The 13,076-nt window shown below is 73.0% G+C and carries 8 protein-coding genes; 4 read left to right on the top strand and 4 right to left on the bottom strand.

Annotated features, from left to right (window positions below; genetic code table 11):
- Positions 1-79: 79 nt before the first annotated feature.
- Together NYZ98_RS18945 and NYZ98_RS18940 are read left to right on the top strand one after the other, a co-directional pair.
- Positions 80-1,693 carry an FAD-binding oxidoreductase gene (locus NYZ98_RS18945; protein ID WP_262844175.1) on the top strand — a complete coding sequence of 538 codons (1,614 nt, stop codon included), beginning with the start codon at positions 80-82 and terminating at the stop codon, positions 1,691-1,693.
- 80 nt (positions 1,694-1,773) lie between these two features.
- On the top strand, positions 1,774-3,342 hold the full coding sequence (locus NYZ98_RS18940; protein WP_262844141.1) for a metallophosphoesterase family protein: 1,569 nt from the start codon (positions 1,774-1,776) through the stop codon (positions 3,340-3,342).
- On the opposite strand, the gene NYZ98_RS18935 is transcribed toward NYZ98_RS18940, so the two are convergent.
- From NYZ98_RS18935 to NYZ98_RS18920, 4 genes are all read right to left on the bottom strand, one after another.
- The gene (locus NYZ98_RS18935) at positions 3,343-5,877 is read right to left on the bottom strand and encodes a protein kinase domain-containing protein (protein WP_262844140.1); all 2,535 of its coding nucleotides are present in this window, start codon (positions 5,875-5,877) and stop codon (positions 3,343-3,345) included.
- A gap of 226 nt (positions 5,878-6,103) precedes the next feature.
- Entirely contained in the window at positions 6,104-7,474 is a 1,371-nt protein-coding gene (locus NYZ98_RS18930) for a YlbE family protein (RefSeq protein ID WP_262844139.1), read from the bottom strand.
- Between the two features lie 8 nt (positions 7,475-7,482).
- Positions 7,483-8,865, bottom strand: a complete 1,383-nt coding sequence (locus NYZ98_RS18925; protein WP_262844138.1) for an FdrA family protein — start codon at positions 8,863-8,865, stop codon at positions 7,483-7,485.
- A gap of 86 nt (positions 8,866-8,951) precedes the next feature.
- Positions 8,952-9,848: a DUF2877 domain-containing protein gene (locus tag NYZ98_RS18920; protein ID WP_262844137.1), complete on the bottom strand. Its 897-nt coding sequence runs from the start codon at positions 9,846-9,848 to the stop codon at positions 8,952-8,954.
- A 154-nt stretch (positions 9,849-10,002) separates the two neighbouring features.
- Between NYZ98_RS18920 and NYZ98_RS18915 the strand changes: the two genes are divergently transcribed.
- A complete protein-coding gene (locus NYZ98_RS18915) occupies positions 10,003-11,568 on the top strand; it encodes a PucR family transcriptional regulator (protein ID WP_262844136.1) in 1,566 nt (521 codons plus the stop codon).
- Between the two features lie 373 nt (positions 11,569-11,941).
- Positions 11,942-12,913: a DUF389 domain-containing protein gene (locus tag NYZ98_RS18910; protein ID WP_262844135.1), complete on the top strand. Its 972-nt coding sequence runs from the start codon at positions 11,942-11,944 to the stop codon at positions 12,911-12,913.
- Positions 12,914-13,076 lie beyond the last annotated feature (163 nt).

Genomic DNA, 13,076 nt, shown 5'->3' with positions numbered 1-13,076 from the left:
GGGGACGCCCGGAGGGGATACCACAATCGGGCGTGTCAAAGTGTAGGACGTGGAAACTCCCGACAGCGCTGCCGAGCCCATGCTCTGGTCCGGCTGGGGCGACCCCGCCAAGGCCACCGGACTGCCCGCACCCGTACGCAAGCTGCTGAGCGAGTTGCTGGGCGTGCGCGAGCCCGCGCGGCCCGCGGCGAGCTTCGGTGAGGTCAGGCTGAACGCCGTCGCCCTGTCGCCGCTGGTGCTGGCCGATCTCCGCAGGGCCGTCGGCGCCGCCAACGTCCGCTTCGACGACGACGCCCGGATCCGGCACACCCGGGGCAAGTCCACGCCCGACCTGCTGCGCATGCGCGACGGCGACGGCTCGGAGGCCCCGGACGCCGTGCTGCTGCCCGGGTCGCACGAGGAGGTCCTCGAAGTGCTGCGCGTCTGCGCCCACCACCGGGTCGCCGTCGTGCCCTTCGGGGGCGGCACCTCGGTCGTCGGCGGGCTCGTGGCCTCGCGGTGCGGCTTCGCCGGCGTGGTCGCCCTGGACGTGACCCGGCTCAACCGCATGCTGTCGCTGGACGCCGAGTCGCTGGTCGCCGACTTCGAGCCGGGCCTGCGCGCCCCGCAGGCCGAGATGATCCTCGCCCGGCACGGGCTGACCCTGGGCCACTTCCCCCAGTCCTACGAGTACGCCACCCTGGGGGGCTTCGCCGCGGCGCGGTCGAGCGGCCAGGCCTCGGCGGGGTACGGGCGCTTCGACGACATGGTGATGGGGGTGACCGTCGCCACCCCGCGCGGCACGCTGGAGGCCGGGCGGGCGCCGAAGTCGGCCGCCGGGCCCGACCTGCGCCAGCTCGTCCTCGGTTCCGAGGGCGCCTTCGGGGTCATCACCTCCCTGCGGCTGCGCGTGCGGCACGCCCCGGCAGAGAAGGTCTACGAGGGCTGGCGGTTCCCCTCGTTCAAGGCCGGGACGGCGGCGCTGCGGCGGGTGGCCCAGGAGGGGCCGATGCCGACCGTGCTGCGCCTGTCGGACGAGGCCGAGACCATGGTCGGCCTCGCCAAGCCCGGCGAGATCGGCGGGTTCAGGTCCGACGCGGGCTGCCTGGCCGTCGTCGGGTACGAGGGCGAGGCGGGCGACGTCGCCCACCGCCGGGAGCGTACGGCGGCGACGCTGTCGGAGATGGGCGGGGTCTACCTCGGGCCCGAGCCCGGCGAGGCGTGGGCGCACGGCCGTTTCGCCGCGCCCTACCTGCGCGACGCGCTGCTGGCGGCGGGGGCGACCGTGGAGACCCTGGAGACGGCCTGCTTCTGGTCGGGGATCCCGAGGCTGTACGACGCGGTGCGGCTCGTGCTGAGCGTGGCGCTCGGGACGGCCGGCGGGACGGGTCCCGGCAGCGCGCCGCTGGTCATGTGCCATCTGTCCCACGTGTACGGCACGGGCGCCTCGCTGTACTTCACCGTCGTGACCGCGCAGAGCGCCGACCCCCTCGCCCAGTGGGACATCGCCAAGAAGGCCGTGAACGAGGCGATCGGGCTGGCGGGCGGCACGATCTCCCACCACCACGGCGTGGGCGGCGACCACCGGGAGGCGTACGCGGACGAGATCGGCGAGCTGGGCGTGGAGGTCCTGCGCGCGGTCAAGGAGCGCCTGGACCCGGCGGGCATCCTCAACCCGGGCATCCTGATCCCCGAAGGGCCCCCGGGGTCCTGACACCCTGGGCGGCATGCCGGGATGGTGCCGATTGGCCGATCCGGTAGGCGTTCGGGGACGATCATGGCAAAGATAGGGTCATGGTCGATGTGGAGCGGGCGGCGGCGCGCGGCAGGCGGGTGTCGTCCCGGGTGTCGGAAGAGGGCGCCGGGTGGTCCTGCCAGGAGATGGGAGCGTTCCAGGCGCTGCGCCCGAACGAGGTGAGCTTCTCCTGGCTGACGCCCCGCACGCTGTGGCGCTCGCGCAACGAGATCCTCGCGCAGCTGTTCGGCGACCCCTCGAACGAGGTGCGCCGCCGCTGGGTGGCGGCCCGCCGGGAACACGGCGTCGACCCTGATTTCCGGATAAAGCCGGATGTGGGGAGCGGGGACTACAGCTTCCTGGTCGTCGGCGACACCGGTGAGGGCGACGCCTCCCAGTACGCCGTGGTGCCCGGCCTGCTCACCCTCGGCGCCGGCACCGCCTTCACGGTCGTGGCGAGCGACGTCATCTACCCCACCGGCTCGGTCAACGAGTACGACGACAAGTTCTTCCGCCCGTACAAGGACTACACCGCCCCGATCTACGCGGTCCCCGGCAACCACGACTGGTACGACGGGCTGGGCGGTTTCATGCGGGTCTTCTGCGAGGCGCCCGCGCTGGAGGCGCGCCGGCGGGGGTTCTCGCTGTCGCCCTCGGGGGTGCGCGGCCTGCTCTGGACCAAGCCCGACACGGCCGACGAGCCGAAGTTCGCCGAGGCCATGACCCGCCGGTCGCTGCCCGCCCAGCAAGCGGTGCAGCCCGCGCCGTACTGGGTGATCGACCTGCCCGGCCTGCTGTTGGTGGGCATCGACACCGGCATCAAGGGCGGCATCGACCGCGACCAGGGCGCGTGGCTGCGCCAGGTGTCGGCCGACCCCCGGCCCAAGATCCTGATCACCGGCAAGCCGATCTACGACCGCAACGAGTACCACCCCTGCCCCATCGAGGACGGCGGCACGGTCGACGAGATCGTCAGGGACCCGGCGAGCAACTACGTGGCGGCCATCGGCGGGGACACCCACAACTACCAGCGCTACCCGGTCAAGGTGGGCGACCGGGTCATCCAGTACATCGTGTCCGGCGGCGGCGGGGCGTTCATGCACGCCACCCACACGATCCCGAGGGTCGACGTCGGGGGCGTGCACGAGGACGACTTCAAGTGCTACCCGCTGCGCGGCGACTCGCTGTCGTTCTACAGCAACCTCTACCGGGGCCGCTGGCGCCTGCGCTGGCTCTACCTCTCGCCCGACGAGGGCCTGACGCTGATGTCCCGGCAGATCGGCAACACCCCGCCGCGCCCGGTCGGCACCGGCGACGGGACGCCGGCCTCGCCGGGCGCCACGGCGCCGGTCCGGCAGGGCGGGCCCGTGCGGATCACGGCGCGGATGCGGTGGGCGGCCCGGATCCTCGGCGGCTGGCCCATGCCGTTCCGCCTGCCGGTGGGCCGCACGTTCCACCGCTGGTTCTCCGAGCTGTCCGACTGGGACACCCCGCCGTTCTTCAAGAGCCTTCTGCACGTCTCGGTCCAGGACGGCACGCTGCGGATCCGCTGCTTCGCCGCCACCGGCTGCCGCCCGCAGGAGATCGAGCCGCCGCTGGAGGACGAGGTCGCGATCCCGCTCACCTGATCAGGAGACGGGCTTGAAGCTGCTCCACAGGATCGCCATGGTCTGGCGGTTCTCCGCCTGGCCCCATTCGGCGTCGGGCGCGGTGATGGTGACCTCGTAGGCGGTCTTGTCGTCGATGGTGATGTGCCGGGTGACGGCGTGCGTGGTCACGTTGTTCAGCGCGGTGTAGGTGTACTCCCACACGCTCGCCTGCCAGTCCTCCTCACCGAACGAGGAGGACTCCAGCCTGGCCTGGGCGTAGTCGGTGAGCGTCGCCTCGTCCTTGGCCTTGGTGAGCACCGCGAGCCCGTCGTCGCCGGTCGAGGGCACCTTCTTGATCTGGATGCGCCGCCCGGAGCTCTTGGGGCCGATGTAGGTCACCGTGTCGCCCGAGGTGGACGCCGTCCAGTCCTTCGGGACCGCGACCGACACCCCCACCTGCGTCTGGGAGCGGAAGGTCGACGGGATCTGGGTGGGGGCCACCTGGTCGTCGGGGCCGGCGAGCGCCGAGGGCTGGTCCTCGGGGGCGGCCAGCGTCGAGGGCTGGTCGGTCGGCGCGGCGGTGGCCACCGGCGGGGTGGCGACGTCGTCCTGCGGGGAGCCGGTCGGCCACAGCACGAACAGCAGGGCGGCCACCACGCCGACGACACCGACGCCGGCCAGGACCAGCAGGACGGGGGAGCGTCCCTCGCGGGAGTCGTCGTCATCGTCGTCATCGGCGCGGCGGCGGCGCGGCCGGGTGTCGGGGTCCTGCGGCCCGGTGCCCGGCCTCGGGCCGGCGAAGGAGTCGCTGGTGAAGTCCCTGGCCAGCTCGCTGGCGAGGTTGCCGCCCTGGCGCGCGGGCCACACCCGTGACCCGGTGTCGCCGGCCACGAGCGAGTCGCGGTGGGGGCCGGTCTGGGCGCGGTGCGGGCCGGTGGTGAGCGCGTTGCCGCTCAGCGCGTCGAACGCCTCCAGCGGTTGCGGCCCGCTCGCGCTCTTGAGCGCGTCGTACGGGTTCGGCTGCGGTCCGGACGGGCTGGTCAGGCCCTCGTACGGGCCGGGCTGGGGCCCCGAAGGGCCGCTCAGCGCCTCGTACGGGCCCGAAGTGCTGTTCAGCGCGTTGTACGGGCCGGGCTGAGGTCCTGAAGTGCTGCCGGGCGACTCGTAGGGACCGGGCTGGGGGCCCGTCTGGCTCCGGAGCGCGTCGTAGGGGTTCGGCTGGCCGCCCGAAGCGCCGCGCAGCGTGTTGTACGGCTCGGGCTGCGGCCCGGTCGTGCTCCTGAGCGCGTCGTACGGGTCGGGCAGGGGACCCGACTGGCTCCTCACGGCGTCGTACGGATCGGGCTGGGGACCCGACTGGCTCCTCATGGCGTCGTACGGGTTGGGCTGGGGACCCGAGGGGCTGCGCAGCGCGTCGTAGGGGCTCGGCCGGGCCGCCTGGCCCTGCGGCACCTGGCCCTGCTGCACGCCGAAGGGGCCGGTCATCGTGCTGGTGGGCCCGTCGAGCGCGTCGTACCCGGCGGGCAGCCCCTGCGGCAGGCTGTGCGCGCCGGAGTCGCTCGGCACATGCGCCCGGAACATGTCGGGACGCCCGGCGTCGGCGTCGGCGGCCGGGTCGAACGGGACGCGCACCGGCCCCGAGGGGGTCTCGACGATGCGCGACGGCATCGGCCCCGAAGGCGGGTCGAGCGGAGGGAGCATGCGCACCGGAGTCGAGTCGCCCTGCGTGGGCAACGGCGTGGAGCCGGGGCGCTCCCCGCGCGGCGACAGCCCGGAGCCGTGGGTCCGCAGGACGCGTTCCAGCAGGTCGGCGGCCTGGGCGGCGGGCATGCGGTCGGCGGGGTTCTTGCGCAGCAGGCCCTCGATGATCGGCAGGAGCGCCCCGGCCCGCTGCGGGCGGTTGGGCTCCTGGGTCAGCACCGCGCCGAGTACGGCCACCGCGTCGGGCCCCTCGTAGGGCGGGCGGCCCTCGACGGCGGCGTACAGCGTGGCGCCGAACGACCACAGGTCGGCGGCGTGCGTGATCGGGCGGCCCTGGAGCCGCTCCGGCGGGATGTAGGCCGGCGAGCCCATGAGCAGGCCGGTCTGGGTGATGGTGACGTCGCCCTCGATGGCGGCGATGCCGAAGTCGGTGAGCACCACGCGGTCGGCGGTGAGCAGCACGTTGCCGGGCTTGACGTCCCGGTGCAGGATGCCGGCGGCGTGGGCGTGGCGGAGCCCGTCGAGGACGCGGACGCCGATCTCGGCGGCCTGCACGACGGGCAGCGGCCCGCTCTGGCGCACGGCCTGCTCCAGCGACCAGGCGCGGACCAGCTCCATGACGATCCAGGGACGGCCGTCCTCCTCGACGACGTCGTGGACGGTGACGATGCCGGGGTGGCTCAGCCGGGCGGCGGACCTGGCCTCGCGCAGCATGCGGCGGTGGGCGACCTGCTTGCCCGCGTGGTCGAGACCGAAGGGCAGGATCAGTTCCTTGACCGCGACGTCGCGGTCGAGCAGCACGTCATGGGCGTGCCAGACCATGCCCATGCCGCCACGGCCGACCGGAGAGAGCAGGCGGTAACGCCGGCCCACGAGCCGTCCCTGACCCTCTGGCGCGACCCCGGCGCCTCCCAGGGGGCTATTACCCTCGGTCATTGAGGGCGCCCTCCCAAGCGCGCGATCGGTCGTCATACCGCGGTCCCCAATTCACGCTCGTCCGCGTCATATCCTCATAAATTGATCATGTGCGTCGTCAAGACGGTGAGGCTGGCCACTGATATTAGGGTCAAACGCGCGTCAATGGGAATTCAAGCGCAGTCTACGTATCGGCGAGAGCGGCCAGCGCCGAGGTGAAAGCCTCGGCCGGCGGGCTCACCAGACCGGCCCCGACCTGCCCCGTTCCCGCGACGCGGCCCGCGATGCCGGTGTTGACGATCGGGAGCTGCCCCGTCCGCGCCACCAGGGCGACGTCGATGCCCGTGGGCGTCCCCCGGAAACCCAGCCCGGGGATCTGGTACGCCGGGTGCTCGGCCAGGGTGATCTCGTACATCGACCGGGTCGCGGCGATCGCGTCCGACACGTCGCCGCCGACGAAACGGACGATCGCCGGAGCGGCGGCCATGGCGAACCCGCCGAGGCCCGAGGTCTCGGTGATCGTGGAGTCGCCGATGTCGGGGTTGGCGTCGTCCGGCCCGTACGCGCCCAGGTAGAGCCCGTCGGGCACCCCGGCGGGACCGGTGAACCACCGGTCGCCCAGCCCGGACACCTGGACGCCGAAGTCGGTGCCGTTGCGCGCCATGGCGACCACCAGCGAGGACCCGGGGACGTCCCGCGCGGCGTCGGCGCTGACCTTCCCCGCGGCCATGCCCGCGTTGAGGAAGAAGTGGTCGTTGCCGTTGATGAAACGCAGCACGGACGCGGCGTGCTCGGGCGAGGCGTCCACGATCGCCGGCGCGATCTCGCGGACCAGCAGAGATGTGGCCGCGCGGTTACGGTTGTGTAGCTCGTCGCCCATCTGGAGCGCCTGGGCGATCAGCGACCGCAGGTCGATCGGCCCGCTCACCGCCAGCGCCCCCGCGAGCACCGGCCCGAGCACGTCGCCCATCCAGCGCAGCCGCTCGACGACCTCGGGACCGTAGGCGCCGTACCGCAGCACCTTGCCGAGCCCCTCGTTCAGCGAGCAGTACGCGGTGCTGCCGTGCTCGCCGTCGACGACCTCGAACATCCACATCGACGGGCTCACCACCCCGGCCATCGGCCCGACGGTGCGGTGGTGGTGGCAGGAGTCCAGCCGCACGCTTCCCGACAGCAGCAGCCGCTCGGCCTCCTCGGCGTCCCCGGCCAGCCCCTCGAAGAGCGCGGCGCCGATCAGCGCCCCGCGCATCGGGCCCGAGGCGCGCTCCCAGTCGATGGGCGGCCCTGCGTGGAAGAACGTGCGCGGCGGCAGGTCCAGCACCTCGCGCGCGGGACGCACCCCCACCAGGGCCGGGCGTGCGGACAGCAGCCGCCCCACCGCGACCTCGTTCGCGCGCTCGCGCCGTGGATCGGCCAGCACCTTGGCCAGCGCGGCGGAGGTGCCGGGGAGCGGGGGCCGCCAGTCGACCCCGAGGCGCGGGACGGCCTGGTCGTCCAGGGCCTCGGCCAGGACGGCGGCGCCGGTGGTGATCACGCGGGGCTCGCCGTCGAGCATGGACAACCTCACAGGGCACCACTCCCGATCAGGCTCGCGGCGTGCCCGGCGGCGGCCGCGTTGGAGGTGAACACCGACGCCCCGGCCACGACCAGGGCCTCGGCCTGGCGGAGCAGGCCCTGCGGGTCGGAGTCGGTGCCAACCAGGGCCACCACCACGGCCGTCCCCCGGTCGCGGGCCGCGCGGACCGCGGGCGCCAGCCGGAACGAGGGGTCGGGCTCGGCGCCGTGGCCGAGCACCACGTCCAGCAGCACGACCCCGGAGGCGCGCGCGAGCGCTTCGAGGCGCATGCTCGGGTCGATCATCGGGTGGGCCCTGCCCTGGGTGTACTCGTCGTCGCCGAAGTCGGTGAACGTGCCGGTGCCCGCGATGATCCGCGCCTCCGCGCACAGCGTGCCGCCGGAATAGAGCCCCGACAGCTCCGAGCCCACCGGCTGCGGGACGGTCCAGCAGGGCCACTGGGGGACCGGGACGCCGAGGGCGCTCACGGCCCGCTCGGCCGCCGAGGTCAGGTGGTCGCGCCCGGGTCCGAGCAGGGCGGTGACCACGGGTGTCGACAGGCCCTCGACCGCCCGGTCCACGATCTCGGCCACCTCGGGGGCCGGTGGCTTGGAGACCAGGACGATGAGCTCGGTGGCGGGGTCGGCGTCCAGGGCCGCGAGCGCCACCAAAGTGGACCGGCCACCGACCGCCGACGACAGGTCCCTGCCGCCGACGCCGAGGACGTGGCTGACGCCGACACCGGCGTGGTCGAGCAGGCAGGTGACGTGCTGGGCGCCGGTGCCGGACGCGGCGACCACGCCGACGGGACCCGGCCTGAGAACGTTGGCGAAGCCCAGGCCCGCGCCGCCCACGACCGCCGTGCCGCAGTCGGGGCCCATCACCAGCACGCCCCGCTCCTTGGCGCGGTCCTTCAGCAGGACCTCCTGCTCCACGGGCACGTTGTCACTGAAGATCATCACAGAGAGCCCGGCGTCGATCGCGTCCATCGCCTCGGCGAACGCGTACTCGCCGGGCACCGACACCAGCGCGACCGTGGCGTCGAAGGCCCGCGCCGCCGACCGGGTCGTGCGCGGCGCGCTCTCGGCCGCTGGCCCCCCACGGCCGCCGCCCCTGGCCAGGGCGGCGAACTGCCGGTCGAGCTCCTCGGCCGCGTCCTGAAGCGCCGCGCCGGACTCGGCCCGTATCGCGATGAGCAGGTCGGTCGGGCCCGCAGGGGGGATCTCGAAGTGGACGTCCCTGGCCAGGCCGAGGTTCAGCTCGGTGGCCATGGCCACCACCGCGACGGTGACGCCCGGCCGGCCGCCCAGCGCCTGGCTGATCCGCATCAGGCTCACCGAGTCGTGATAGAGCCCGGCGCGCACCTCCACCAGATCGGTGCTCGTGGTCAACGATCGCTCACCGCCCCCTCGTCAGAATGCCTGATACGTCGATCATCGCCCCCCTGCTCGCCGCGGGGAGGCCTCACCCCGGTATGTCAGCGGGCCGCGGATAATCTCCCGCCGAGGGCGATCACCGAGGACAGGCCCGTGCGCAGGCCCCAGGCCAGGTCGGCGCCCGAGGTGTGGCCGAGCCGCAGCAGGCGGCGCACGGCCGGTTCCAGCGGCTGGTGCCCGGCCAGCCCGCGCAGGACGGCCAGGGCCTCGGCGCACGCCTGGCCCTGGGCGGCGCAGTGGAGCAGGGTCGCCGAGATCGGCGTGGTGCGGGTGCGGGCGTCGAACGCCACCGTCGCGGCGAGCCAGTCGGCCAGCCACACGGCCCTGGCCACGCCCGTCGCGCGGCCGAACTGGCGCAAGGCGACCATCACGCCCGCGAGCATGTCGTCGCCGCTCGGCGTCAGCCCCGGGCCGAGGCCCATGAGCTGCTCGGTCGCGGTGATGGCCGCCGTCAGCGAGCCTTCGGCGCAGCCCCTGGCGAGCAACGCCCCGGCGCCCCCGGGGTCGAGCCCGGGACGGCGGGCCGAGGACAGGCAGATCTCCTCGAACCTCGGCAGCGCCCGCGACAGCTTGTCCAGGTCGAGGGGCCCGAGGGCCGGGGCCGGGTCCCACCAGCGGCGCACGCGGATGGTGAGCCGGCCGATCTCGATCGACCCGTCGCCCACGGCGGCCTCGTTCCCGGCGGAGATCACCGGGAGCGGGTCGGCGAGCACCACGGCGTTCGGCAGCCGCGTCGCCTCGCCGCTGACCACGGCCACGACGAACGGCTCCACGTCGGTCCTGATCTCCAGGTAGACGCCGAGCGGGAACACCGCCAGCACCCGGGCCGGCCGCCGCGCCGACTCGAGCGCCGGGCGCAGCGCGGTGCTCGCCGCGCCGAACGTTTTGGACCGTGACGGCGTGCGATGTTGGATCCGTGAACGCGTGCCCAGTGTCACTCGGCCTCCCGCGAGTCTGGGGAGACCGTAGAACGGTCCTGGAGGGGGCCGTACGGAGAAAGATGACAACAGTTCTGCGGACAGTTGGCTCTTGTTGACAGACAGGCTGTTCCGTCAGAATCTCTGAAACAACGTTCCACCCTGGAGCATGACCATGACTGCTGACCCATCACCCCCGGCGATGCGTTTGGCCTCCACGGGCACCATCATTCACGGCGTGTCCGTGGGGGAGGTCCTCGGCGTCTCCACACTGGCCGGAGCCCGGCTGATCGGCGGCAAGGCCGGCCTCGACCGCATCGTCCAGCGACTGAACGTCATGGAGGTGCCCGACATCCTCGCGTGGGTCAAGCCCCACGAGCTCCTGCTCACCACCGGCTACCCCCTGCGCAACACCCCGCAGTCGCTCGGCAGGCTCGTCACCGACCTCGACGAACGCGGTCTGGCGGCGCTCGGCATCAAACTCGGCAGGTACGTCGACGAGCTGCCCGCCGAGATGGTCGAACAGGCCGACCGGCTCGGCTTCCCCCTGATCCTGCTCCCCAACGACGTCGGCTTCGACGACATCCTCAACCAGGTGCTCACCGACATCCTCAACCGGCAGGCCGCGCTGCTCGCCCGCACCGAGGAGGCCCACCGGGCGCTCGTCCAGATCGTGCTGGCCGGCGGCGGGCTGCGGGAGGTCGTCGCCGAGGTGGCCGGCCTCCTGGACGTGGCGGTGGCCGTCGTCGACCCCGCCGGGCACGTCCTCGAAGCGGCGGGGGACACCACCGTGCTGCGCGCGTCCCCGGCGGTCTCCGGCGGGGAGTACACCGTCGTCCCGGTCGTCGCGGGCGGCCACCACCACGGGCGCATCGTCGCCCACCGGCCCGGCGGGGCCATCCAGGACGGCGACATCGGCATTCTGGAACGTGCCGCAACGGTCGCGGCCCTGGTCGTGACCCGGCAGGAGGCGGTTGCCGCCGTCGAGAGCAAGTACCGCGCCGACTTCCTTCGGGACGTCCTGACCGGCCGTGGCGGGTCCCGGGTCGCCGCCCGCGCCCGCGCGTTCGGGTGGGACCTGGAACGGCCCGTCGGGGTGCTGGTCGCCGAGATCGACCCCGAATGGGACCTGCCCCCCGACCGGCTGCTCGCCGCCTGGGTCACCGCCCTGCGCCGGCACGACCCCCGCGGCGCCGTCGCGGGCTTCTCCCACGAGGTCGTCGCCATCGTCGGGTCGGGGGTCGACATGGCCCGCCTGGCCAAGGACGCGGTGGCGGCCTTCGCCGACTGCCGGCCCGCCACCTTCTCCACCGGCATGAGCAGGACCGCGCAGGGCGCCGAACTGCTGCCCGACGCCTACGGCCAGGCGCTCAAGGCGGCCCGGGTGGGCCGCCAGCTCCACGGCGCCGGCGCCGTCGCCCATTTCGACCAGCTCGGCGTCTACCGGCTGCTGTCACTGGTCAACGACACCGCCGAACTGCACTCGTTCGTACGGGAGACGCTCGGGCCGCTGGCCCTGGACGAGGACGCCGAGAACGCCGACCTGCGACGCACGCTCCAGGTGCTGCTGGAGACCAACCTCAACGTGGCCGAGACGGCCCGGCGGCTGCACTTCCACTACAACACGCTGCGGTACCGCATCGGCAAGCTGGAGCGGATGCTCGGCAACTTCACCGAGGACGCCCACCTCCGCCTCAACCTCACCCTGGCCCTCCACGTCCTCCGCATGCGCGGCATCTGAAAGGCCCTTCGAAATGGGCCTCGCTCCGCTCGGGCCGTTTCTGAGAGCTTCGCCGACCCTCGGCAGGGCACGCCCGACTGCCGGCCTGTTCGACCGCCCTGACGATCGGCCAGGTGAGGCGACCTTGAGATGGGCCTCGCTTCGCTCGGGCTGTCTTCTCAGAGCTTCGCCGGCCCTCGGCGGGGCACGCCCGATTGCCGGCCTATCCGACCGCCCCGACGATCGGCTGCGTGAAGCGACCTCGAAAGGGGCCTCGCTTCGCTCGGAGGGTTTCGCCGGGCTGGAGCGAAAGGTGCTTCGGTCACGCGTGGCTGTTGTGCCGGGTTGAGAAGTCGGCGCCCATGGTGGCGTACTCGGTCAGTAGGGTTTGCGCGTGCTGCACTTGCGTGTGATCAGCCCCTCGGAGCGCACCTCCGAGGTGGTCGCCATGCTGCGGGAGGCGACCGGGCTGACCAACCTCGTCGTGCTGGCGGGTGCGGCCCAGGAGCCGCCAGGTGACCTGGTGCTCTGCGACATCGCCCGGGAGGCCGCCAACGGGGTGATCGAACGCCTGACCGATTTGGGCCTGCCCTCGACCGGGTCGATCGCGGTCGAGGCCGTGGACCTGTCGTTGTCCGACGTCGCCGAACGGGCCAAGGAGGAGGCCCCGGGCTCGGGGGAGGACGCCGTCGTCTGGGAGGACCTGGCCCGGCGCGTGGACGCCGACTCGCAGATCAGCTGGGCGTTCCTGGCCTTCCTCGCCATCGCCACCCAGATCGCCGCGATCGGCGTGGTGGTCGCCTCGCCCATCCTGATCGTGGGCGCGATGGTGCTCGGTCCGGAGTTCGGCGCGATCGCGGCCATCTGCTTCGGCTTGCTGCACCGCCGCCCCGCGTTGATCGGCAAGGCGCTCCGGGCCCTGGCGATCGGGTTCGGCGTCGCGATCGCGATCACTTTCGCCTTCGCCCTGGTGTCGCACTGGCTGGGCTGGATCGACGCGGGCATACTCGCCGGACACCGAGAGGTCGAGTTCATCGTCAAGCCCGACAAATGGTCCTTCATCGTGGCATTGCTCGCGGGCGCCGCCGGGGTGCTGTCGATCACCGCGGGCAAGTCGTCGGCCCTGGTCGGCGTCTTCATCTCCGTCACCACGGTCCCGGCCGCCGGGTACGCCTCCGTCGCCATGGCCCTGGGCGCCTGGGACGACGTCGGCGCCTCCGCCCTCCAGCTGGCCGTCAACATCGCCGGCATGGTCGTGGCCGGCACGCTGACCCTGCTCATGCAACGCCTGCTCTGGTCCCGATACGGCCTGTCGGTCCCCATCCCAGAACGACCACGAGCCCCCCGGCCTCCCTTATACAGATGAGCCGGGACATGGACCCCGCCCATGGATCCGCCTCATGCGGGCCGGCGGCTCCCAAGCCGCCTCGAAAGGGCCTCGCTCCGCTCGGACTGTTTTCTTAGAGCTTCGCCGGATCCCGGTACGAGGTGGCTCAAACGACGGGCCTCGCGAGCACGCGCTGGGCCGA

It is taken from the genome of Sphaerisporangium corydalis (assembly GCF_025506355.1).
Lineage (GTDB): Bacteria > Actinomycetota > Actinomycetes > Streptosporangiales > Streptosporangiaceae > Sphaerisporangium > Sphaerisporangium corydalis.
The sequence above is the reverse complement of the archived record's forward strand: the minus strand, read 5'-3'. Positions and strand labels throughout refer to the sequence as shown.

Coding starts and splice junctions, on each gene's coding strand:
- NYZ98_RS18930 (WP_262844139.1), bottom strand. CDS start 7,474: ATGCTCGACGGCGAGCCCCGCGTGATCACCACCGGCGCCGCCGTCCTG.
- NYZ98_RS18945 (WP_262844175.1), top strand. CDS start 80: ATGCTCTGGTCCGGCTGGGGCGACCCCGCCAAGGCCACCGGACTGCCC.
- NYZ98_RS18940 (WP_262844141.1), top strand. CDS start 1,774: ATGGTCGATGTGGAGCGGGCGGCGGCGCGCGGCAGGCGGGTGTCGTCC.
- NYZ98_RS18915 (WP_262844136.1), top strand. CDS start 10,003: ATGACTGCTGACCCATCACCCCCGGCGATGCGTTTGGCCTCCACGGGC.